Raw genomic sequence first — 21,477 nt, 5'->3', positions numbered from 1 at the left:
TCGTTTTGTTAAATTCAAAATATATTAATGATTTCTTGAAACACTGTCATTAACAATTCGAGGTGTAACGAAAATCAGCAACTCACGCTTGTTATCCGATTTTAAATCTTTACGGAATAAACGCCCTACATAAGGAATATCCCCCAGGAATGGCACCTTGGTTTGTGCATTACGGGTTTCCTGCTCAAAAATCCCACCCAGGACCACTGTTTCACCATTATCCACCAGCACATTGGTATTGATCTGGTTTTTGTTAATAGTGAGCTGTCCTGTCGGTGTCGGGTTACCCGGTGAATCACTGGTAATATTGAGTTCCATCTGTACTTTGCCATCTGGAGTAATACTTGGTGTGACATCCAGACTTAAAGTCGCATCAATAAATGCTGTAGTCGACACTGCATTGACACCCCCACCTTCTGATGACTGATAAGGAATCTGTGTACCAGATGCAACCATTGCTTTTTGCTTGTCTGCTGTGAGTACCTTTGGTGTTGAAATGACTTCACCATAGCCATCCGCTTGCAATGCAGAAAGCTCTAGATCCAGCATAAAATCAGAAAGACTGATTAGACCAAAAGCAATACGACTTGCACCCGGACTTGTTACACCCAAGTCTACATTCAGGTTTTGTGGACGTTGAATCTCATAAGTATATCCCCCTCTTTCAGAATCAAATTCAGGTTCCCTAAGATCCCAAAGGGATGTATCACTACCGCCTACTAGTAAATGATTATTATTAGTTATACCTTGAGATAAAATCCCCCATTTCACCCCCATTTCTTTGGTAAAATCAGTCGTTGCACGTACAATACGCGCCTCAACCATTACTTGCTTGACCTGTACATCGAGCAGATCCACCATATTCCGGATTTTATCGATAAAAGGCTGGGTATCATTCACAATAATGGTATTAGTTCTTGCATCAATCGATATTGAACCTCGTGAACTCAATAAACTTTCTTTATCATTATTATTTGCACCACTTGATCCACCTGAATTAGATGAACCTTTATTTTGTGTAATGAGTTTTTCGATCTCTGCAGCTTTAGCATAACTTAATTGCATATATTCAGTTTGAATAGGGGCAAGCTTGACACTTTGAGCCAAAGCTTTTGCCTCTTCCTCTTCTGCCTTAATCAGTTCTGTCACTGGTGCAATCCAGATCACATTACCATTACGGCGTTTATCCAGGTTTTTGGTTTTCAGTACAATATCCAGTGCCTGATCCCAAGGCACTTCTTTTAGGCGCAAGGTAATATTGCCTTGTACACTATCTGCTGCCACCATATTGATATCGGTAAAGTCAGCCAAAAGCTGTAGTACACGACGTACTTCAATATCCTGGAAATCGAGTGAAATTTTCTTGCCGCTATAAGCCACGGTCTTCGGACGTAGCGGACTCTTGGCTTCCGGACGTTTCAAACTAATGGTCAGCTTATTATCCGTTTGATAAGCCATATATTCATAACTTTCCCCGGACTGGATCGTAATCACGCCTGATCCATTTTGATTCACTGCATCCACACTCGACACAGGCGTCGCAAAATCATTCACATTCAGACGACGGGTCAAATGCGTCGGGATCTTCGTGCCTAAGGTTCGAACAATGATTTTAGTCCCCTGCTGCTGTACATCGACCGGGGTGTTGTTGCCTGCCAGGTCAATCACCACCTGACCTTCACCTTGAGCCCCACGCTGGAAACTGATATTGCTAATTCCCTGAGCTGACTGCTGTAATACCGGTTGAACTGTCGCGACTGGCGTGGCTGAGTTGATTTTCAGGATAAAGGTATTCCCTTCAACTCGCGTGGTAAAGGCACCAGCATCTGCCAGATTAACAGTCAAACGGGCACGTTGTGCATCCGAAGTCACATCGACCGAACTGGCTTCACGTGTTGCCACCGAAATATTGCTTTGCTTTAAGTTTTGTTGGGCCTGGTCAAAATCTAAAATTAGACGCGAAGGTGATTCTAATTGATAGGCTTGTGGCTGTGGTGGCAAACCATTGAACATCACCCGAATTTCAGTTCCTTGTCCAGGAAGCTGCATAGCTACGATATTGGTCACGGCTACCTGTGCGCTAGCTGCTTGCATCACCGCAATCGCAACAGCACCCATTGAAAACTGACGAAACACACGATTCATTGTATTAGCATCCCCAAAAATAAATTCTTTAATACTCTTATTCATTGTTATTCCCTAAAACTTATGGTGCCGGCCCAATCAGAACCAGACTTCGCGGACGCTCCACATATCCTTCACGGCCATCTGGAATAATCTCAATCAAATCGATCTGCGTTGGTGTAATACCACTCACACGACCATGATTAAGCCCCATATAGCTACCACGCTGTATCCGTTCAATCTCGCCATCCGGTGTCTGGATTAAAGCCAGAATCTGTCCGGCCTGATTACGCATGCTGCCTTTCATGCTCAAGGTTTCCAGAGGATAACTTTCCAGTGGTTGCAATTGGCGTGACAAATTTGGATAAACCCGTTTCCCCGCCATAATCTTTAGCTCGGCAGCCAGAGAACTTGGCAGGAAAGGACTTTTGATCTGATGTGCTGCATAGTTGAAGGTTTCAACTGGCATAAAATCGGGTGCAGGTTCAATCGGCAAAGGTGGCTGGTTACGAATATTGGCCATTTCCTGATTGACTGCATCAATACGTGAATCACATCCCAGCAATACCAGTCCAAGCGCTAAAACTGAAGTAATTTTAATCCTATTCATTACTGCGCCCCCTGAGTCGTGCTCGTACCTGCTGAAGAAGCCTCGGCATTGCCCACATAACGATAGGTTTTGGCCTTAACCACATAATCAATCACCGGAATCTCAGACTTTTTCTCTTTATTCTCAGTACCGGTAATGGTGAAATCATGCAAGGTAACAATACGCGACAAGCCTGCAATACTGCTGACAAAAGAACCAAAAGCGTGGTAATCCCCAGTCGCTTCAATCGCAATGGGCTGTTCAATAAAGAACTCTTGCTTAATTTCAGGTTCCAGACGGATATTTTTAAACTTCAGACCTGAATTGACACCGCTCAGGTTAATATCCTCAACCAGACCCGGAATTTCAGTTTCCTTCGGCAATTGTTCTAATTGCTGGTTAAAACGTGCTTCCATTTCCTGAAGCTGAATCTGATATTGTTGTAGATTACGTAATTTTGATTCCTTTTCACGAAACTCATTCAGCAGGTTTTGTTCCTGGGCACTGGCTTGTGAAATTGATTCAATCGTACTTCTGGTCAGGGCAAAATAAATCAGCATAAATACCAAGATAACAATAAAAATCCAGCAGCTAATCTTGACCGATAAAGGCCAGCTGCCATAATTATTAGGATCTAGGGTATTGAATTGCTGAAAAAATTTCTCAACTGTCATTTTATTTTTAGGTACAGCCACGGCATCCTGGCTGAACTCATCGAATTTTTCATTACTCATGATGATGCCCCCGGAGTGGTATTGGCTGCTTGCTGTTCTTCATTCAGTACCGGTTCAGCGATCTGATCCAGATCCACAGTCACGGTAAAGCTGCCATAAGACTCTTCAACACGTGGAATAATCGAGCTCGGTGTCTTTTCTTTGGATTCTTCAGACACCAGAAAGGCATTCATAAAGGCATTTCGGTACCAGGAGGAAGCTTCCAGATTACGCAGTAATTCTGCTACGGTATTTGGACTCTCGGCTCGACCTTCGATGCTAAATTTATCGCCAGTACGCTGAAACTTGGTGATGTACATATTGGTTGGTGTCACCCGTACAATTTCATCAATCAAATGTACCGCGATCGGACGTTGCGTTTGCAAGCCCTGAATCAGCTTCATCCGCTCAACAATGGCATTACGTTGCTCTTGCAAACCTTCTAGCGCTTTTAACTGCACATCCAGATTCTGGTTGGTACTTTGAATCAGCTGATTGGCCTGTTCCTGATCCTGAAGCTTGTGATCATAATAAAACCAGGTTGAACCTGCCGCCGCCAGTCCTAAGAAAAGCGCCCCCACACAGATTGCCACGAATTCATTATTTCTTTTAATTCTTAGCTCATCACGCCAAGGAAGTAAGTTAATCTTTGCCATTAATCAAAACTCCTCAATGCCAAACCACATGCAACCATGAGTGATGACGCGTCATTTTCAATTTTTTTAATATCAATTTGAGGAGAAAAGCCCATTTGCAAAAATGGATTCGCGATCGTGACACGGTAACCGAGTTTTTGTTGTAATAATTTTGCCAGACCTGGAATATTGGCATTCCCGCCGGCCAATAAAATATGATCAATCTCATTAAACTGAGACGATGAAAAGAAGAATTGTAATGACCGCGCTGCCTGTTGCACCACAGCATCCAGAAACGGTTCTAGCACTTCAATATCATAATCATCTGGCAAAGCACGGGTTTTTTTAGCACGCCCGGCTTCTTCAAAAGACAGACCATAACGGTTCTGAATTTCCTGAGTCAGCTGTTTGCCACCGAACACCTGCTCACGGGTATAAATAATTTTGTTGTTCTGCATGACTGATAAAGTCGTCATACTATGTCCAATGTCTAAAATACCGACAGTATTTACCCCCATCGGCAAAGTATCCGAAAACACTTTAAAAGCATTTTCCAGCGCAAAACTTTCTACATCCGCGATCTTGGGTGTCAGTCCGGCAATTTCCAAAACTTCAGAACGTGCTTCAATATTTTCAATGCGGGTTGCCACCAACAGCACATTGACCCGGTTTGGATTGGCAAGACGGTCAGGCAGAACTTCAAAGTCCAGACTGGCTTCATCGAGTGGGAACGGAATATACTGTTCTGCATCCTCACGAATCTGAACTTCACGCTCATCATTCGACATGTCTGCATCCATCTCGATAGTTTTGGTAATCACCATAGAGGTTGGAATGGCAAAAGCGGCATGATTCGACTGGGTGTTGGCCAAATTAATTGCACGCCCAAGGGCATCCGCGACTGCTTCCGGGTTTAAGACGTTTTTTTCAACAACACTGTTTTCCATTAATGGGACCAAAGCATAGCTCTCTACCCAGTAACGGCTACTTTTTACAGAAAGCTCCAAAACCTTAACAGAAGTCGAACTAATATCAACTCCTATTAACCCCTTATTTGGTTTACGATATAACCTGCGCACAATATAATTCCTATTATTTTTTTATCCCCAATTAAATCTAACTTACCAATCGATCCGATCTATAATTTTATATAGATACAATAACTCATCTAACAATATGTATATCTAAAGGATATACTGATCGGTAATTAGTTCGCCATTAGCTCTTATTAAAACTTACTTGTTATGAAAAAGCTATCTTGTTCAGGCCTTGTCCACCCATTTTTTTTGATCATTATCATTATCCTGATCTCAATTCCGATGGGTTTCTATGGCATGTATCTCTATATTGCCCCATCTTTGCCTGAAATGTCCACGCTTAAAAAGGCGCCTTTATTAAAGCCTTTACAAGTTTTTAGTTCAGATAATGAATTAATTGCTGAGTATGGTGGCAAGCTTTCTGTTCCCGTGAAATATGAACAAATTCCATCCGAGTTTATTCATGCTTTCCTCGCCGCTGAAGATTCCAGCTTTTTCGAGCATAGCGGAATCAGTTTTAAAAGCTTAGGCCGTGCAGTCAGTGAAAGTATCACCGGTTCGGATGTGCAGACCGGTGGTTCCACTATCACCATGCAGGTGGCGAAAAACTATTATCTCAGCCCCGAACGAACACTCAAGCGTAAACTGACTGAAATTTTTCTGGCCCGTAAGATTGAGCAAAGCCTGACCAAAGAAGAAATTCTGACACTCTATGTGAATAAAATCTTCTTGGGTAAAAATGCCTACGGGATCGCAGCAGCAGCCAAAATTTACTATAACAAGAGTTTAGAAGAGCTTTCGATTGCGCAGATGGCCATGATTTCGGGCTTACCTAAAGCGCCTTCTCGATATAATCCGGTGGCCAACCCCAAACGTGCTCTCGAACGTCGCAACTGGATTTTAGGACGTATGCTGCAACTGGGCTATCTGAACCAGAGTCAGTATCAACAAGCGATTGCTGAACCCATCAATCTGGATATGCCTGACCGCAGTACCCGCAATAAATTCCCGTATGTCGGTGAGATGGTGCGTTCTGAACTGGTACAAAACTTTGGCGAACAGGCGGTAGATTCTGGCTACAAGGTCTATACCACCATCCATAGTGAACGCCAGACCTATGCAGAACAGGCGGTACAAGAGGGTCTGGAAGCTTATGACCGTCGACATGGCTGGCGTGGTGCTGAAGCACATGATCAACCGCTGGAAAATTTCCGTGCCTATGCCAACACCTACCCTGCTCAAGTAACCAAGGTTGGCAATTCCAGTTTTGAAGCGTTGATGCAGGATGGCACCACGGTAACTGTACCGTGGTCCGGTATGTCTTGGGCGCGCCCCTTTCGCAATGTCAACAGTGTAGGTGGTGCGCCGAGCAAAGCTTCCGAGATTGTCAAAGTCAAAGATATTATACGTTTACGACCGAATCAGAATAAAACCTCGTGGTCGCTGGTACAAATTCCAAATGTGCAAGGACAGTTGATTGCCATCAATCCAAATAATGGTGCAATTGAAGCCATTGTGGGCGGATACAACTTTTATCAGTCGAAATTTAACCGTGCAATCCAGGGCTGGCGTCAACCCGGCTCTACGATTAAACCTTTTGTTTATGCACTGGCTTTAGAACGAGGCATGACACCGCATACCATGGTGAATGATGCGCCAATTACCATTGGCAAATGGACACCTCGTAATTCAGATGGCCGTTATCTGGGGATGATCCCGCTACGCCGCGCACTATATCTTTCGCGCAATACCGTTTCAGTGCGTTTATTACAGGCTGTCGGGATTGAACGTACCCGTCAGCTGTTTATGGATTTTGGTTTACAGGACAATCAGATTCCGCGTAACTATACCATTGCACTCGGCACGCCTCAGGTTCTGCCGATTCAGATGGCGACAGGTTATGCGACTTTTGCCAACGGCGGTTACCGGATCCAGCCACATTTCATTACCCGTATTGAAGATGCCTATGGCCATACCATTTTTGAAGCTCAGCCTGAATATGCGTGTATTTCATGTATCAATACCCAAGAAGAACCTGCTCAACCTGCCGACACCATGACCGCAGATGATGAAGCGATTGCAATCAACAATACAACTCTAGAACAGAAACAGGCTGCACCCAAAGTCTCTGCCGAAGACAGTAATTATCGTCAGGCACAGCGTATTTTAAAATCCAGCTCTGCCTATGACATGGCCAATATTCTGCGTGATGTGATTCAGCACGGTACCGGCCGTGCGGCCTTAAGAATCGGGCGAAATGATATTGGGGGCAAAACCGGAACCACCAATGACGCCAAAGATGCCTGGTTCGCAGGGTTCAATGGCAAACTTGTTACCATCACCTGGGTCGGCTTTGACCAGCCTAAAACCTTGGGACGCCGTGAATATGGTGGTGTGGCAGCCTTACCGATCTGGACCGACTTTATGGGCAATGCCTTAAAAGGTCAGCCAGAAGCATGGGTGCGTTTAGACCGTAATGCCAAGGCACCAGTGAATCGAAGCAAGGTAGTTCAGGGTGATGAAGTGCAGAATGATCCGTCTTCACCACCAATGGCCACTGCACTTTACCGCCGCCCGGCACCTGTGGTCGTCCCGAAACGGACAGAAACGGATTTCGAAGATCTGCCAGGACAGGAAATTGCTGTGCCAGATGCTGCTGAAACAACTGCTCCGCCAGAACAGCCGCTTCAACCAAGTAAAGTGGACGCTTTAGAAAACCTGATTCAAGAAGTGCAATAACCACAACCGACAAACTAGTATAAAAAAGCCCTCAACAATGAGGGCATTTTTATCGGTGAATTTTTATTTTTTCTGAAACAGATAGATCTGATATTGCGCCAGCAATTTAAACTGATCCTGCTGTTCAAGTGCCAGACGGCGTTCAGGTTTGGCCTTGTAAGCATACGGTGTCATAGCAATCAGGTTTTTTAAATCTGTCTGTGGCAAAGTCATCGGGGCATCAATCACCTGCTCACTGAGCAGATCAAATTCATCTTGCAGTTGCTCAACAAACTTTTGCGGTTCGTGGGGTTTCACTTCTTCAAAAAGTGCCTCACGCATCGCATATAAATGCTGTGGCGCAGGTGTCACCACCATTAAATAACCTTCAGCTTTTAAAACCCGTAAAATTTCCTGTTTTGGGATCGGACTGAACAGGCTGGTACACATATCAATCGACCCATCCAGCACTGGTAAAGTCGCCCCGGTTCCTACGACCCAGGTGATATTTTTATTGAGCTTGGCCGCGACCTGAACGGCATTTTTGGCAATATCCACCCCGACGCATTGCAGCACTTCAGTCTGCATGGCATCAGTATAGTAGCCTTCACCACAACCAATATCTAAAAGATTTTCAATACGCAGCTCTCGGAGCCTCTCCACCACGGCCTGTTGCAAAGGCGCATAATGACCCGCACTCAAAAATGCACGACGTGCCTGGACGGACTCAGGCGTATCCCCAGGATTTTTACTGTGTTTATGTTGCACCACATGCAGGTTCACATAGCCTTGCTTGGCCACATCGTAGCTATGATGATTCTCACATCGCCATGTTCTTTCATTTAAGCTCAACTGCTGGCGACAGACTGGGCACATGAGTAAATTCATCATTCTCTCCAAAACAAAAAAGCCGGCCTGCGCCGACTTTTTTCAATGCATCTCTTAGCGCAATTTTAAGGTCATTAGACCCAAAACCACCAGCATAATCGTAATAATCCAGAAACGAATGACGACTTGAGTTTCACGCCAGCCTTTCTTTTCATAATGATGATGCAGCGGTGCCATCAGGAACACGCGTTTATTGCGCATTCTTAATGAACCAATCTGCAAGAATACTGAAATCGCTTCGACCAAGAATACACCCGCCATAATCGCAAAGACGATTTCCTGACGTACCATCACAGCAATCGTCCCCAACATCGCACCCAGCGATAAAGCACCGACATCACCCATAAACACTTGCGCAGGATGGGCGTTGTACCACAGGAATGCCAGACCGGCACCAATCATCGCCGCACAGATCACCACCAGTTCAGAGGAATATTTCACATAGGGAATATGCAGGTAATTGGCAAAACGCACGTCTCCGGCCAGATAGGCAAATACACCCAGACCTGCCGCAACCAGTACAATTGGCATAATCGCCAGACCATCCAGACCATCGGTGAGGTTTACCGCATTGGATGCACCATTGATCACAAAATAAGTAAAAATAATGAAGCCAATCCCCAGTGGAATAGCCGACAACGGAATCGTCAAATCTTTAAAAAATGGAATCAAAAGATCCAGCATATTCGCGGTATGTACCGGATTGGTCTGCTGCTGTGCAATCACATACAGGGCAATACCGACTCCCAATGCACCGACCGAAGTCCAGAAGAATTTTTTCTTCGCAGGCAGACCGGCATTGTCTTTATAACGGATTTTAATCCAGTCATCCGCCCAACCCACGGCACCGAAAATGACCATCACCGCCAGTACAATCCAGACATAAGGATTGGAAAGATCCGCCCAAAGCAGGGTCGAAATACCGATTGAAAGCAGGATTAGTACCCCACCCATGGTCGGTGTACCCATTTTCTTGGCATGGTTTTCAGGGGCATACGAGCTGACCGCCTGACCATATTTGAGTGCCTGAAGCTTGCGAATCATGATAGGACCCAGCACCAGACCAATGGTCAATGCCGTCAGGACACTGAGCAACGCACGTAAAGTTAAATAACGAACCACCTGAAACGTGCTGTCAAAGCCCGCCAAATGTTCAAAGAGCCATAACAGCATTTAGAGTTTCTCCATCAATGCAGCCATCAATGTTTCCATATGGGTATAACGCGACCCTTTAAACAGAAATGACATCGGCTGAGGTTGATGTGTTTCAATCAAATGAATTAAAAATGGCAATGCCTGCTCCTGATTCAGGAAAGCCTGCATTTTCTTGCCATATTGGGTACTACGTGCACCTTCCTGTGCGGCAGGTGCAAATTCACCCACAGCCACCACAAAGTTAATGCCTTTGACCGAGACCAGATCTCGACCCAGCTTATAATGTTCCATCGCAGCCGATGAACCGAGTTCACCGATATCACCGGTCACCATGACCCGGATACCCTGCTGCTGTGCCAAAACTTCAGCTGCTGCACGCATTGAACCAGGATTGGCATTGTAGGTATCATCAATCAGCAAATACTGTTTGTGTTGAATAAAGTTCAAACGGCCTTTGGCACCCACAGCCTGCTCCAGACCGGTCACAATATCATCCAGACCAATCCCGATTGCCAAAGCAAAGGCAGCCGCTGCTGTGGCATTTTCAACATTATGCTCACCGGCAAAGGGCAGCTGAACTGTTTTCGAAGCTTGTGGTGTATTCAAGGTAAAGGTAGAAGATTGCGCATCAAGCACGACATCGCTGGCATACACCTCACCGCCGGCACCAAAACTTAAGCTTTGTTCAGTTTTGACCGCCTGACGAATGGTTTCAGTAAAATCATCTGCGGCAGGAATAATCGAGGTTTCTGTAATATGCGCATAAATTTCAGATTTGGCAGTACAAATGCCATCACGACCGCCGAATTCACCCAAATGCGCAGTCCCGATATTAATAATCCCGGCCACATGCGGCTGTACCATGTTTGAGGTGTACTCAATTTCGCCCTGATGACTGGCACCCAGCTCCATCACTGCATACTGATGTTCGGGACGTAATTCGAGCAACATCACCGGTACGCCGAGGTCATTATTCAGGTTGCCACGCGTGATCAGTGTCGGCGCAAGACGAGACAAGATGCTCCCCAGCATTTCCTTGGTGGTGGTCTTGCCACTGCTGCCGGTCAAGGCAATGACTTTGAGCTGAGGATTCTGCTGACGACGGTATGCGCCCAACCGCCCTAGTGCCAAACGGGTATCGTCTACGACAAGCTGGCAGATATCAATATCGAGCGGTCGACTGACGATCGCAATCTGACAGCCGCTTGCTGCTACTTGTGCCACAAAATCATGGGCATCAAAGCGCTCGCCTTGCAGTGCAAGGAAAGCATCCCCTTGTTCAGCATCACGCGAATCGGTCAGAATACGTTTGATGGCGTCTGCCGGTTTTTTATTATTGAGCCAATTGCCTTGAGTCGCTTGTTCAAGCTGTTCTGCTGTCCAAGGTGCAAGTGGCACGGTACTGGTTGTTGAGGTATGCATATCTGAATCCTAATACGCTGGATAAGCTGAATCTGCGCTGTGATGCTGGGCATCAATCGCGGCTTGCACTTCGACCACATCATCAAACCAGTGACGTACACCATCAATTTCCTGATAATTTTCGTGACCTTTGCCTGCAATCACCACGATGTCCCCTACCTGCGCGTGTTTAACGGCAAACTTGATCGCTTCACGACGGTCATGAATTTCATGGTAGCTTTTGCCTAAAAAGTCGATGCCATTTTTCATATCGGCAAAAATTTGTGCAGGATCTTCGGTTCGCGGGTTATCGGAAGTCAAGACCGTAATATCCGAACCTTCTAATGCTGCTTGGGTCATGAGTGGACGCTTGCCGCGGTCACGATCGCCGCCACAGCCAAAGACGGCCCAGAGATTTTGTGAAACATGACGTTTTAAAGTGATGAGAACCTGAGTCAAGGCATCAGGTGTATGCGCATAATCCACTACAAATAGGCGCTCGCCATCACGCAGCACCTGCATCCGGCCTGGTGCACCTTTGAGCTGTGGCACAGTCGCAATCAAGCTGCTTAAATCAAATCCGGCCTGCTCTGCCATGATCAGACTGGCGACCAGATTTTCAATATTAAAATGTCCAAGCAGCGGACTGTTCACAACATATTCAGCAGAAGCCGTTTTCAGCTTAAAGGCCGCACCTGAAATGCTGTATTGAATATCCTGAACCTGATAATCCGCAGCTTGACGGGTTGAATAGGTCAAAATTTCTGGCTGTGACGGATTGTTGCGCGCTGCATCAATCATGATATGAGCATGCGCATCATCCAGGTTGATGACAGCCACTTTTAAACTTTCAAATTTAAATAAAGCAGATTTGGCTTCTGCATAGGCTTGCAGCGTCCCGTGATAATCCAGATGATCGCGACTTAAATTACTATAGCCCGCAATCTCGATATCACAGCCATTCAAGCGACCTTGCTCCAGACCATGCGAACTGGCTTCAATCGAGGCAAATTTAGCACCGGCTTGAGCATAAACATGCAAAGCATTTTGCAATTGCAAAGCATCGAGCGTGGTATGCGACGAGGCTTCCAGATTTGGCAAAATCCCGTTACCTGTCGTCCCCATCACTGCACAAGCTTTGCTTTGTAACATGAATAGTTCCGCAACCAAACGTGAAATCGTGGTTTTACCATTGGTGCCGGTCACTGCAAGAATACCTGCAGCCTGAACAGGTTGGCTGGCTTGTAAGTATTGTTTTTGCCACTGTCCCATAAAATGTCGGACATCAGCAACCACCAGATTGGGTGAGATATCCAATTCGATTTCAGAAATCACCGCTAAGGCACCCTGCTCTAAAGCTTTTTGTGCAAATACTGCCGTTTTTTCTGGTTGTGACAGACTGGTCAAGGCAATAAAAATTTGCCCTGCCTTAACTTTACGGCTATCCAGTTCGAAACCCTGAAAGGCTTGGGTCATCCATTCAGCAGTATCCTGAACGGCGTAGAGATCTTTAAATGTAATAGACATTGATCACCTATTTACTGGACTTTGGGAGATTCTAAAGGTTTGTCCAGAGGGACATTCAGCAGACGCAAGGATTCCTGCATCACGCGTGCAAATACCGGTGCCGATACCGTACCGCCGTAATAGGTGCCTTGCGGATTTTCGACCACCACCACCATGGCAATACGCGGATCACTCACGGGCGCTACGCCAGCAAACAAAGCCCGGTATTCATTGGTAGAATAGCCTTTACGATCGGCACGCAGTTTATGCGCAGTACCGGTTTTCCCTGCCACACGATAACCCGGAATTGTCGCGCGCGTGGCGGTACCGCCAGGCAGAGTTGCTACTTCCAGCATAAGCAAGACCTGATCTGCAATATTGGCATCAATCATTTGCTCACCCTGCGGCTGTTCTTCCAGCTTGTACAGGCTCAGCGGCATTCTCACACCCTTATTGGCCAGCATGGCATAGGCATCCGCCATTTGCAGCACAGTAGCATTCAGGCCATAACCATAGGACATGGTTGCCACTTCTGACACATTCCATTTACTTGGTGGCAAGATCAGACCGGCACTTTCACCCGGGAATCTTACTGCTGAGCGTGAGCCAAAACCCAAGCGTTTATAGAAAGTGGGTAGAGTTTCATACGGCAAAGACAAGGCCAGTTTGGCGACACCCACGTTCGAAGATTTCTGGATAATACCGCCCAGTGTTAACTGACCATAGTTATGCGTATCACGAATGGTGTGATTGCCAATTCGCATACTGCCCGGTGTGGTGTTGACCACAGAATTGGCCGTATATTTACCACTTTCCAGAGCCATTGCCACAGTGAAGGGCTTCATGGTCGAACCCGGTTCGAAGGAATCCACTGCACCACGGTTACGCATGGCATCCTTGTTCAGCAGACCATTTTTATCATTCGGGTTATATGATGGCCAAGATGACAGGGCCAGAATTTCCCCGGTTTTTACATCGACCGCAATCGCAGTCGCAGAACGGGCATTATTGGCCACACCTGCCGCAGTCAGTTCACGGTACATAATATATTGCAGACGCGAGTCGATACTCAGGGTGATATTCTCGCCCGGCTCGACTTCTTTAATCACTTCCGGCTCTTTAACCCGGTTGCCTTTTTTATCCCGGATAATCTGCTGCTCACCATCTTCACCTGCCAGACGGGTATTGAGCTGCATTTCCAGACCTTCAATCCCGGTGCCTTCACTATTGGTCAGACCAATAATCTGTGAATTGGGCTGTGGCTGCGGATAATAACGTTTGTAGTTTTTCTCGGTATACACGCCTTGAAAATTACGCTTCATGATCAGTTCAGCCTGTTGTGGCGGAACTTCTTTTTTCAGGATCAGATAACGAGAACGCGGGCGTTCTTGCATTTTTTTGCGTAGTTCTGCCCGATCCATACCGACTGCATCGGCCAGTTCATCCAGATTCAGGTTTTTATCCGGCAACTGGCGTTTCAGCTTGCGGCTATCTGGCTCTTTTTCTAGTGCCAGTATGGTCTCGTCATAGAGTTTTTTATTGTCAAAATAGTCACGTGGATCAATCACGATTTTCATGATCGGCGTACTGATCGCCAGCGGCACCCCATTACGGTCATAAATTACGCCACGCATGGCCTTGATGGTATTGGTTCTTAAAATATTGGCATTGGCTTTATTTTGCAAAAAATCCTTATTGATAATCTGCACATAGAAGGCACGGCAAATCAGTGTAATAAAACATAGCAACACCACCGCCCACATGATATAGAAACGATTGATATACACATTTGAGGCGTTTTTGTCGGTAACTGATTGTTTTTTACGTACCGCTTGCTTCTTTCTTTTGTCTATCATGTCCGAGCGCTAGCCTTATTTTTTCTCATCTGAAGTTTGTGGTAAAGAAATGACAACACTTTGTGAAACCGGGGGAGAATACATGCGCAGCTGGGTGACAGCACGTGTACCAATCTGCGCAGTTGCACCAAAAGTTTGCTGTTCAATTAACAAACGTCCCCAATCTGCATTCAGGTCATCACGCTCACGCAGATAAGTGCTCAGTTTTCTGGTGTCCTGACGATATTCAAACACCTGAAATACCACAAAGACTGCACTGATGAAGACCATCAGTATCAAGACGAGATAGATGCAGGCTTGTTTAAGCCACAACTTTTCTGTTTTTTTATCAACCACTTCAGTTTTCATGATGTGCCTATTAAGCTAAACGTTCTGCGACCCGGAGCCATGCACTACGTGAACGAGGATTGGCTTTGACTTCTTCGTCACTGGCTTTTATGCGGGATACCTTCTTTAAACGTCGTGTATCTTTTTGCTGCCCCGGCATTCCCCAGCCAAAATCTTCGTCTAATGTAGATTCTTTTTGAATAAATTGTTTGATCAAACGGTCTTCCAGAGAGTGAAAGCTAATTACGGCCAAACGTGCCTCAGGTTTTAAAACCTCAACTGCTTGAGGCAAGAAGATTTCAATATCTTCTAATTCTTTATTAATAGCAATACGAATCGCCTGGAAAGTACGCGTCGCAGCATGCTTATTTTTTTCCCATTTTGGATGCGCGACTTTCACAATTTCCGCAAGTTGAGCCGTGGTCTCAATCTGCCCTGCCGCCTTGATGGCTTTGGCAATCCGGCGACTATAACGCTCTTCACCGTATTTAAAAATGATATTGGCCAGTGCTTCTTCTTCAATTTCAAGCAGCCATTCTGCTGCAGTTGGACCTTGAGAATTGTCCATGCGCATGTCCAGCGGGCCATCTTTCATGAAACTGAAACCACGTTCGGCCTGATCCAGCTGCGGCGAAGACACGCCTAAATCTGCCATCACCCCATCCACGGTCTCAATCCCAAGCTCAGCCAGTGCGTCTTTCAGATCGGCAAAGCTGGCATGAATAATTTTAAAACGTGGATCTTCTTGTTCTAAGATTGCTGCCGTCTCTAGGGCCTGAGGATCTTTATCAAAGCCATATACACGTGCATGTTCATCTAATTTTGATAACAATAAACGGGTATGTCCGCCACGACCAAAAGTACCGTCCACATAAATTCCCGTATTGCGACCCGCCAACAAGGCATCAATCGTTTCGTGAAGTAATACAGAAATATGTGACATAAAAACTCAATCAATAGGGCGAAAAATTTAACTGCACATTATCACCCTGTTTCAGTAAAGCTCCAAACGACTTTTTGTAGATAAATATTACTTTCTATAGAGAAAACCGTTTTTATTTGAGTGTCGTCAATAAATAAGCCTCCGCGAGGGAGGCTTATTTATCTGTAATTCGTCTTCAAATCAGCAGATTAACGTTTTGAGTTATAAATCTGATCAAAAATCGCGCCATTCACAAAATGGGTTTTCTGTGCATTGGCCCAGCCGCCAAACACTTCATCAATGGTAAAAGTTTTGATTTTCGGGAATTGTGCTGAATATTTGGCTAATACTTTCTCATTGCGCGGACGGTAGAAATGTTTGGCTGCCATTTCCTGACCCAATGGAGAATACAGGTAGTTGATATAACCTGTTGCCAACCATTTATTGCCATTTTTATCCACAGTACGATCGACAATGGCCACCGATGGCTCGGTCAAAATCGTAATTGACGGATAAATAATATCGAACTTGTCTTTACCCAAAGTCTTTTGGGTAACCAGTGCTTCATTTTCCCAAGTCAGCAATACATCACCAATGCCACGCTCAGCAAACGTGGTCATCGAAGCACGTGCTGCTGAGTCCATCACTTTGACATTTTTATAGAGTTTGCCGACAAAGTCCTGTGCTTTGGCTTTATTACCCCCCGACTGTTTCTCGGCATAGCCCCAGGCAGACAGGTATACCCAACGTGGCAAACCACCGGTTTTCGGGTTGGGGGTAATAATTTCTACGCCTGGCTTGGTCAGATCACTCCAGTCCTTGATGCCCTTCGGATTGCCCTTGCGCACCATAAACACGATGGTTGAGGTATAAGGTGCAGAATTATGCGGAAACTCTTTTTGCCAGCCGGGTTGAATCTGACCAGATTTCACGATTTCTTCGATGTCATTGGCCAGCGCCAAAGTCACCACATCGCCTTTTAGGCCATCGACCACCGAACGTGCCTGCTTGCCCGAACCACCATGTGACTGTTTAAAGTTCACATCCAGACCGGTCCGGTTTTTCCAGTAAGCACCAAATGATTTATTGAATTCATCATAGAATTCACGGGTTGCATCATAAGACACGTTTAGAAATTGACGATCAGCCGCCTGTGAGACAGTCGCTGTCAAGCCTAGACCTGTAGCCAATAAGGCAACGCTAAATAAGGATTTTAATTGATTTTTCATGAGCGCACGGGAGTTTATCTTGTATAGATATAACTATATGAAATAAAATCATTTATCGCAATTCAACCTACAACATCACAACACGATATAATCAAAGGTTTTTTATTCTTAATCATCTGTTTTTAAAAACAAAATATAGCCAGTCATTTCACTTATTTCGAATATATAGAATTTTATGCATTAAATATAAAAAAAACGGATAACGCTTTATCCATTTTCTTCATTCAATTTAGATTCAAGCTTGTTATCGCTTTTCATTATAAATCTGGTCATAAATCGCCCCATTCACAAAATGGGTTTTTTGCGCTTTTTCCCAGCCACCAAAGACTTTATCAATGGTAAAGGTTTGAATTTTCGAAAATTGGGCGGAATATTTGGCAGCCACTTTAGCATCGCGTGGACGGAAGTAATATATTCGCAGCCAACTCCTGCCCTTTCGGGGAATACAGATAATTCAAATAGCCTTTCGCCAGATTGGCATTGCCATTTTTATTCACATTTTTATCAACGATCGCCACCGATGGCTCGGCCAGAATTGAAATAGAGGGATAGATGATATCGTACTTGTCCTTACCTAGACCTTGCGTTGCCAGCAAGGCTTCATTTTCCCAAGATAATAGTACATCGCCAATACCGCGCTCGGCAAAAGTCGTCAGTGAACCACGGGCACCGGAATCCAACACTTTGACATTTTGATAAAGCTTTTTGACCAGATCTCGGGCTTTGGCATCATTGCCACCGGGCTGTTTCAGCGCATAGCCCCAAGCAGATAGATCCAACGTGGCGCTCCACCAGTTTTCGGGTTAGGCGTAATAATCTCGACACCCGGTTTGGTCAGATCATTCCAGTCCTTGATTTGCTTGGGATTAGCCTTACGCACCAAAAAAACGATTGTCGATGTATACGGTGCTGAATTATTTGAAAACTTTTTTTGCCAGCCTTTCTCGATTAAACCGGCATTGACGATTTCCTCAATGTCATTGGCCAAAGCCAAAGTCACCACATCGGCCTGCAAACCATCGACGACCGAACGTGCCTGCTTGCCTGAACCGCCATGTGACTGTTTAAAATTGATTGTCTGTCCGGTTTCCTGCTTCCAGAACTGGCCAAACTCCTGATTATATTCTTGGTAAAATTCACGGGTCGGATCATAGGAGACATTCAGGAAATCTTTGGCCATTACATTTTGCATGGTGGTTGCAGTAAATATTGTCAAGATTGCGGTTGCTATTATTTTTTTCATGTTATGTGACTCATTATTGAGATAACCACACTGTATAAATAAAAAATAAATATAACAATCATGTGTTTATAATAATATTGATGATCTATTTCTGATTTTGAGATATCTGCTAACAATTAAACCTGGATACATATTCTGCTAAAAAATTAATCTCCTGCTACAATATAAGACAGTTCTTCACGTTCTCTTCACAGTTGTCTGTTAAAAATAGGCCGCCAAAAGAGAGAATTACGATTTTTAGTAATTTTCCATAGATGTTATATTAATTTTTTGTAAAAAATGTGACTTGGTTCTACTTCTTTATAATCAACTGTGATTAAATTGTAGACGGAGTATTAAAAAAACATTTTTAACAGAATAAAACCAACCAGAAGCAAGGAGGAAGTTTGGATATGAAATTTAAATTATTCACAGCTAGCATCCTAAGTCTGATCATGCTGTTTTCGATTCAACTGGGTCATGCCGTCGTTGTGAAGACAGATTTGCAGAAGGCCTCAGTCACTACTGTTGAAAGCAAGACATCGCCGATTGAAAAAGCAATTCAACAACAAAAAAGCGAAAAAACCCTGCATACAGACGATAATCTTAAAGTCTTAACTGCGCTGAAAGTCGCACCTTCACAAAATTTCTTTGCAGCACAAAATTATCGCTTTACCCGCTTCGTACAAAGCATATTTTCTAGCGATAATTCTTAATCAGTTTTAACCAACTCGAATAACACCAAGATTTAAAGCCATATCACTGAATGTTGAATAAAGCATTAAGTGATGTGGCTTTTTCGCTATAATAGAACCAAATTTATATTCTAGATTATATCCGGCTATGACTGTTCGTACTCGTATTGCACCTTCTCCTACAGGTTTTCCTCATGTAGGTACTGCCTATATTGCCTTGTTTAACTTATGTTTTGCTAAACAGCATGGGGGTGAATTCATCCTTCGTATTGAAGATACTGACCAACTGCGCTCAACACCTGAATCTGAAAAAATGATCCTGGATTCATTGCGCTGGCTCGGTCTCAACTGGTCTGAAGGTCCAGATGTGGGTGGCCCACATGCACCGTACCGCCAGTCAGAACGTATGGATATTTATAAAAACTATGCGCTGGAACTGGTTGAAAAAGGTCATGCCTTCTACTGTTTCGCCACTGCCGAAGAACTGGATCAAATGCGTGCTGAACAGCAAGCACGTGGTGAATCTCCACGTTATGACGGTCGAGGCTTAAACCTTTCTCAAGCAGAGGTCGAGCGTCGTTTGGCTGCTGGCGAAGCACATGTGATTCGCATGAAAGTACCGACTGAAGGTATTTGTAAATTTAATGACATGCTGCGTGGTGAAGTCGAGATTCCATGGGCGCAGGTCGACATGCAGATTCTGCTGAAAACTGACGGCTTGCCAACTTATCATTTGGCCAACGTGGTAGATGATCATTTAATGCAAATCACACATGTGATTCGTGGTGAAGAATGGATTCCGTCTGCACCGAAGCATCAGTTGCTGTACCAGTACTTCGGTTGGGAGATGCCGGTGCTGTGTCACATGCCACTGCTACGTAACCCGGACAAATCAAAATTGTCTAAGCGTAAAAACCCAACTTCAATCAACTATTACAAAGATATCGGTGTACTGCCTGAAGCCTTGTTGAACTACTTGGGTCGTATGGGCTGGTCAATGCCAGATGAAAGTGAAAAATTCACTTTGGCAGAAATGATTGAACATTTTGATATCAAACGCGTATCACTCGGTGGTCCAATCTTTGATGTTGAAAAACTCAACTGGCTCAATGGTCAATGGATCAAAGCCCTTTCTCCTGCTGAATTGCTCGATACGCTGCTGGCATGGAAAGCAGACCGTGCCAAATTAGAAGAAATTGCAGCTGCGATTCAACCACGTATCAACTTGCTGTCTGAAGCAGTGAACTGGTCTGCGCATTACTTCAACCACTTCCCGGCCCTGACTCAGGAACAGTTTGTCAGCAAAAAACTGTCTGACGAACAGGTACGTCAAAGCTTGCAGTTTGCCATTTGGCGTTTAGAAAGCCTGTTCACCTGGAACAACGACACGGTCAGCCAAACCTTGATGGATTTGGCAGCACAAATGGAAATTAAACTGCGTGACTTCATGCCGGCCTTTTTTATTGCCATTGCCGGTTCAACTGCGTCTACCCCGGTGATGCAGACTATGGTCACCATTGGCCCTGATTTGACCTTCGCACGTTTACGTCATGCGCTGGAAATTGTCGGTGGCCCAAGCAAAAAAGAGCTGAAAGTCTGGGAAAAACTCAATGAAAGCTTAAAATTGCCGAAAAATGAAGCGGTTGATCAAGCTTAATTAATTTTTTTGTTGACGTGTGAGCGCGATATCCCTAATATAGCGCTCACACAGACTGGGGTCATAGCTCAGTTGGTAGAGCGCTACAATGGCATTGTAGAGGTCAGGAGTTCGATCCTCCTTGACTCCACCAAATCAAGTCTTGCTTTAGCTGTGTAACGCCTCAATTGTCCCTATCGTCTAGAGGCCTAGGACATCGCCCTTTCACGGCGGTAACCGGGGTTCGAATCCCCGTAGGGACGCCATATTCAAGATTACTTTTGAAGTGGTCTTTTAAAAAACCCAAGCATTATGACTTGGGTTTTTTATTGCCTGTATATTTTATGTTGGGCAATATTTCGGTTTCTTCGCATCTTCCGATAAAATAATCAGTAATTTAGAATTTTGGAGTTGTAATGCAATATCGTTGCCCTAAGTGTCAAAGCCCGAAAATCATGCCGGTGGCCCAGCCAGGTCAAGCAGCTCCACGTCCGGTGGTTCCTAAAAGCCTGATGTTTCTGGTGCCCGCCCTGTTCCTATTATTATTGCTGGTGATCATCAGTATCGCGATGTGGATCTTTGGTGATGGTGCAGGTACAACTTTACAGACTGCAACCGTCATCGTCTTTATTCTTTCTTTGATTGCAGGCTTTATATTCTATAAAGATTTGCCTGATTTTAAAATTTCCATGCAGGCCTTCATGCAGACCCAAAAGAAATGGAAATGTCGCGAATGTAATCATGAGTGGGAAATCTAAGTCATTACCCACCACCCTATAAGCACAAAAACCAGCCCGAAGGCTGGTTTTTTATTTTAAAATCAG

The 21,477-nt window shown here is 44.9% G+C and carries 17 protein-coding genes, 2 tRNA genes and 1 pseudogene; 6 read left to right on the top strand and 14 right to left on the bottom strand.

What is annotated here, in order from left to right; genetic code table 11:
- Positions 1 to 24: 24 nt before the first annotated feature.
- Genes pilQ through FTU45_RS05680 form a run of 5 tightly spaced genes read right to left on the bottom strand, consistent with a single transcriptional unit; the run spans position 25 to position 5,140 of the window.
- The gene (gene pilQ / locus FTU45_RS05700; protein WP_180076087.1) at positions 25 to 2,190 is read right to left on the bottom strand and encodes a type IV pilus secretin PilQ family protein; all 2,166 of its coding nucleotides are present in this window, start codon (positions 2,188 to 2,190) and stop codon (positions 25 to 27) included.
- A gap of 16 nt (positions 2,191 to 2,206) precedes the next feature.
- Positions 2,207 to 2,734 carry a pilus assembly protein PilP gene (locus tag FTU45_RS05695; protein ID WP_005094322.1) on the bottom strand — a complete coding sequence of 176 codons (528 nt, stop codon included), beginning with the start codon at positions 2,732 to 2,734 and terminating at the stop codon, positions 2,207 to 2,209.
- Positions 2,734 to 3,447, bottom strand: coding sequence for a type 4a pilus biogenesis protein PilO (locus tag FTU45_RS05690; protein WP_005094323.1), 714 nt, complete (start codon positions 3,445 to 3,447; stop codon positions 2,734 to 2,736). Before FTU45_RS05690 ends, FTU45_RS05695 begins: the two co-directional genes overlap by 1 nt.
- Positions 3,444 to 4,082 (bottom strand): PilN domain-containing protein, encoded by a 639-nt coding sequence (locus FTU45_RS05685; protein ID WP_180076086.1) that lies wholly within the window; start codon positions 4,080 to 4,082, stop codon positions 3,444 to 3,446. The genes FTU45_RS05690 and FTU45_RS05685 overlap by 4 nt, the downstream gene beginning before the upstream one ends.
- The gene (locus tag FTU45_RS05680) at positions 4,082 to 5,140 is read right to left on the bottom strand and encodes a pilus assembly protein PilM (RefSeq protein ID WP_005168888.1); all 1,059 of its coding nucleotides are present in this window, start codon (positions 5,138 to 5,140) and stop codon (positions 4,082 to 4,084) included. The genes FTU45_RS05685 and FTU45_RS05680 overlap by 1 nt, the downstream gene beginning before the upstream one ends.
- Before the next feature lie 165 nt (positions 5,141 to 5,305).
- Between FTU45_RS05680 and ponA the strand changes: the two genes are divergently transcribed.
- The gene (ponA, locus tag FTU45_RS05675; RefSeq protein ID WP_180076085.1) at positions 5,306 to 7,837 is read left to right on the top strand and encodes a penicillin-binding protein PBP1a; all 2,532 of its coding nucleotides are present in this window, start codon (positions 5,306 to 5,308) and stop codon (positions 7,835 to 7,837) included.
- A gap of 63 nt (positions 7,838 to 7,900) precedes the next feature.
- Here ponA and FTU45_RS05670 read toward each other — a convergent pair whose 3' ends face one another.
- The 9 genes and pseudogenes from FTU45_RS05670 to FTU45_RS05630 all read right to left on the bottom strand — a co-directional run bounded on the left by FTU45_RS05670 (position 7,901) and on the right by FTU45_RS05630 (position 18,343).
- Positions 7,901 to 8,704 carry a putative RNA methyltransferase gene (locus FTU45_RS05670; RefSeq protein ID WP_180076128.1) on the bottom strand — a complete coding sequence of 268 codons (804 nt, stop codon included), beginning with the start codon at positions 8,702 to 8,704 and terminating at the stop codon, positions 7,901 to 7,903.
- Positions 8,705 to 8,758: 54 nt separating this feature from the next.
- The gene (gene mraY / locus FTU45_RS05665; protein WP_005094334.1) at positions 8,759 to 9,877 is read right to left on the bottom strand and encodes a phospho-N-acetylmuramoyl-pentapeptide-transferase; all 1,119 of its coding nucleotides are present in this window, start codon (positions 9,875 to 9,877) and stop codon (positions 8,759 to 8,761) included.
- Positions 9,878 to 11,281, bottom strand: coding sequence for a UDP-N-acetylmuramoyl-tripeptide--D-alanyl-D-alanine ligase (murF, locus tag FTU45_RS05660; RefSeq protein ID WP_159516327.1), 1,404 nt, complete (start codon positions 11,279 to 11,281; stop codon positions 9,878 to 9,880).
- A gap of 9 nt (positions 11,282 to 11,290) precedes the next feature.
- Complete coding sequence (locus tag FTU45_RS05655) at positions 11,291 to 12,787, bottom strand: UDP-N-acetylmuramoyl-L-alanyl-D-glutamate--2,6-diaminopimelate ligase (RefSeq protein ID WP_180076084.1); 1,497 nt, start codon at positions 12,785 to 12,787, stop codon at positions 11,291 to 11,293.
- Between the two features lie 11 nt (positions 12,788 to 12,798).
- Positions 12,799 to 14,622: a penicillin-binding protein PBP3 gene (gene ftsI, locus FTU45_RS05650; protein ID WP_074383637.1), complete on the bottom strand. Its 1,824-nt coding sequence runs from the start codon at positions 14,620 to 14,622 to the stop codon at positions 12,799 to 12,801.
- Positions 14,623 to 14,637: 15 nt separating this feature from the next.
- Positions 14,638 to 14,970 (bottom strand): cell division protein FtsL, encoded by a 333-nt coding sequence (gene ftsL, locus FTU45_RS05645; RefSeq protein ID WP_005094344.1) that lies wholly within the window; start codon positions 14,968 to 14,970, stop codon positions 14,638 to 14,640.
- 10 nt (positions 14,971 to 14,980) lie between these two features.
- Positions 14,981 to 15,892 carry a 16S rRNA (cytosine(1402)-N(4))-methyltransferase RsmH gene (gene rsmH, locus FTU45_RS05640; protein WP_180076083.1) on the bottom strand — a complete coding sequence of 304 codons (912 nt, stop codon included), beginning with the start codon at positions 15,890 to 15,892 and terminating at the stop codon, positions 14,981 to 14,983.
- Between the two features lie 188 nt (positions 15,893 to 16,080).
- Positions 16,081 to 17,100 carry a sulfate ABC transporter substrate-binding protein gene (locus FTU45_RS05635; RefSeq protein WP_180076082.1) on the bottom strand — a complete coding sequence of 340 codons (1,020 nt, stop codon included), beginning with the start codon at positions 17,098 to 17,100 and terminating at the stop codon, positions 16,081 to 16,083.
- A 244-nt stretch (positions 17,101 to 17,344) separates the two neighbouring features.
- Positions 17,345 to 18,343, bottom strand: a pseudogene (locus tag FTU45_RS05630) (sulfate ABC transporter substrate-binding protein).
- Positions 18,344 to 18,735: 392 nt separating this feature from the next.
- Here FTU45_RS05630 and FTU45_RS05625 point away from each other — a divergent pair.
- From FTU45_RS05625 to FTU45_RS05605, 5 genes are all read left to right on the top strand, one after another.
- Positions 18,736 to 19,038, top strand: coding sequence for a hypothetical protein (locus FTU45_RS05625; protein ID WP_100355182.1), 303 nt, complete (start codon positions 18,736 to 18,738; stop codon positions 19,036 to 19,038).
- Between the two features lie 127 nt (positions 19,039 to 19,165).
- A complete protein-coding gene (gene gltX / locus FTU45_RS05620) occupies positions 19,166 to 20,674 on the top strand; it encodes a glutamate--tRNA ligase (protein WP_005094353.1) in 1,509 nt (502 codons plus the stop codon).
- A gap of 57 nt (positions 20,675 to 20,731) precedes the next feature.
- Positions 20,732 to 20,807 (top strand) — tRNA-Ala (locus FTU45_RS05615).
- A 36-nt stretch (positions 20,808 to 20,843) separates the two neighbouring features.
- Positions 20,844 to 20,919: transfer RNA gene (locus tag FTU45_RS05610), tRNA-Glu, on the top strand.
- 150 nt (positions 20,920 to 21,069) lie between these two features.
- Complete coding sequence (locus FTU45_RS05605) at positions 21,070 to 21,411, top strand: hypothetical protein (protein ID WP_074383638.1); 342 nt, start codon at positions 21,070 to 21,072, stop codon at positions 21,409 to 21,411.
- Positions 21,412 to 21,477 lie beyond the last annotated feature (66 nt).

Source organism: Acinetobacter sp. YH12106 (genome assembly GCF_013418995.1).
Classification (GTDB): Bacteria; Pseudomonadota; Gammaproteobacteria; order Pseudomonadales; family Moraxellaceae; genus Acinetobacter; species Acinetobacter pseudolwoffii.
The sequence above is the reverse complement of the archived record's forward strand: the minus strand, read 5'-3'. Positions and strand labels throughout refer to the sequence as shown.

Bases quoted from the DNA above. Each gene is read 5' to 3' on its own strand.
- FTU45_RS05670 (WP_180076128.1), bottom strand. From the start codon at position 8,704: ATGAATTTACTCATGTGCCCAGTCTGTCGCCAGCAGTTGAGCTTAAAT.
- ftsI (WP_074383637.1), bottom strand. From the start codon at position 14,622: ATGATAGACAAAAGAAAGAAGCAAGCGGTACGTAAAAAACAATCAGTT.
- FTU45_RS05605 (WP_074383638.1), top strand. From the start codon at position 21,070: ATGCAATATCGTTGCCCTAAGTGTCAAAGCCCGAAAATCATGCCGGTG.
- pilQ (WP_180076087.1), bottom strand. From the start codon at position 2,190: ATGAATAAGAGTATTAAAGAATTTATTTTTGGGGATGCTAATACAATG.
- ftsL (WP_005094344.1), bottom strand. From the start codon at position 14,970: ATGAAAACTGAAGTGGTTGATAAAAAAACAGAAAAGTTGTGGCTTAAA.
- FTU45_RS05695 (WP_005094322.1), bottom strand. From the start codon at position 2,734: ATGAATAGGATTAAAATTACTTCAGTTTTAGCGCTTGGACTGGTATTG.
- gltX (WP_005094353.1), top strand. From the start codon at position 19,166: ATGACTGTTCGTACTCGTATTGCACCTTCTCCTACAGGTTTTCCTCAT.
- mraY (WP_005094334.1), bottom strand. From the start codon at position 9,877: ATGCTGTTATGGCTCTTTGAACATTTGGCGGGCTTTGACAGCACGTTT.
- murF (WP_159516327.1), bottom strand. From the start codon at position 11,281: ATGCATACCTCAACAACCAGTACCGTGCCACTTGCACCTTGGACAGCA.
- rsmH (WP_180076083.1), bottom strand. From the start codon at position 15,892: ATGTCACATATTTCTGTATTACTTCACGAAACGATTGATGCCTTGTTG.
- FTU45_RS05690 (WP_005094323.1), bottom strand. From the start codon at position 3,447: ATGAGTAATGAAAAATTCGATGAGTTCAGCCAGGATGCCGTGGCTGTA.
- ponA (WP_180076085.1), top strand. From the start codon at position 5,306: ATGAAAAAGCTATCTTGTTCAGGCCTTGTCCACCCATTTTTTTTGATC.
- FTU45_RS05635 (WP_180076082.1), bottom strand. From the start codon at position 17,100: ATGAAAAATCAATTAAAATCCTTATTTAGCGTTGCCTTATTGGCTACA.
- FTU45_RS05625 (WP_100355182.1), top strand. From the start codon at position 18,736: ATGAAATTTAAATTATTCACAGCTAGCATCCTAAGTCTGATCATGCTG.
- FTU45_RS05655 (WP_180076084.1), bottom strand. From the start codon at position 12,787: ATGTCTATTACATTTAAAGATCTCTACGCCGTTCAGGATACTGCTGAA.
- FTU45_RS05685 (WP_180076086.1), bottom strand. From the start codon at position 4,082: ATGGCAAAGATTAACTTACTTCCTTGGCGTGATGAGCTAAGAATTAAA.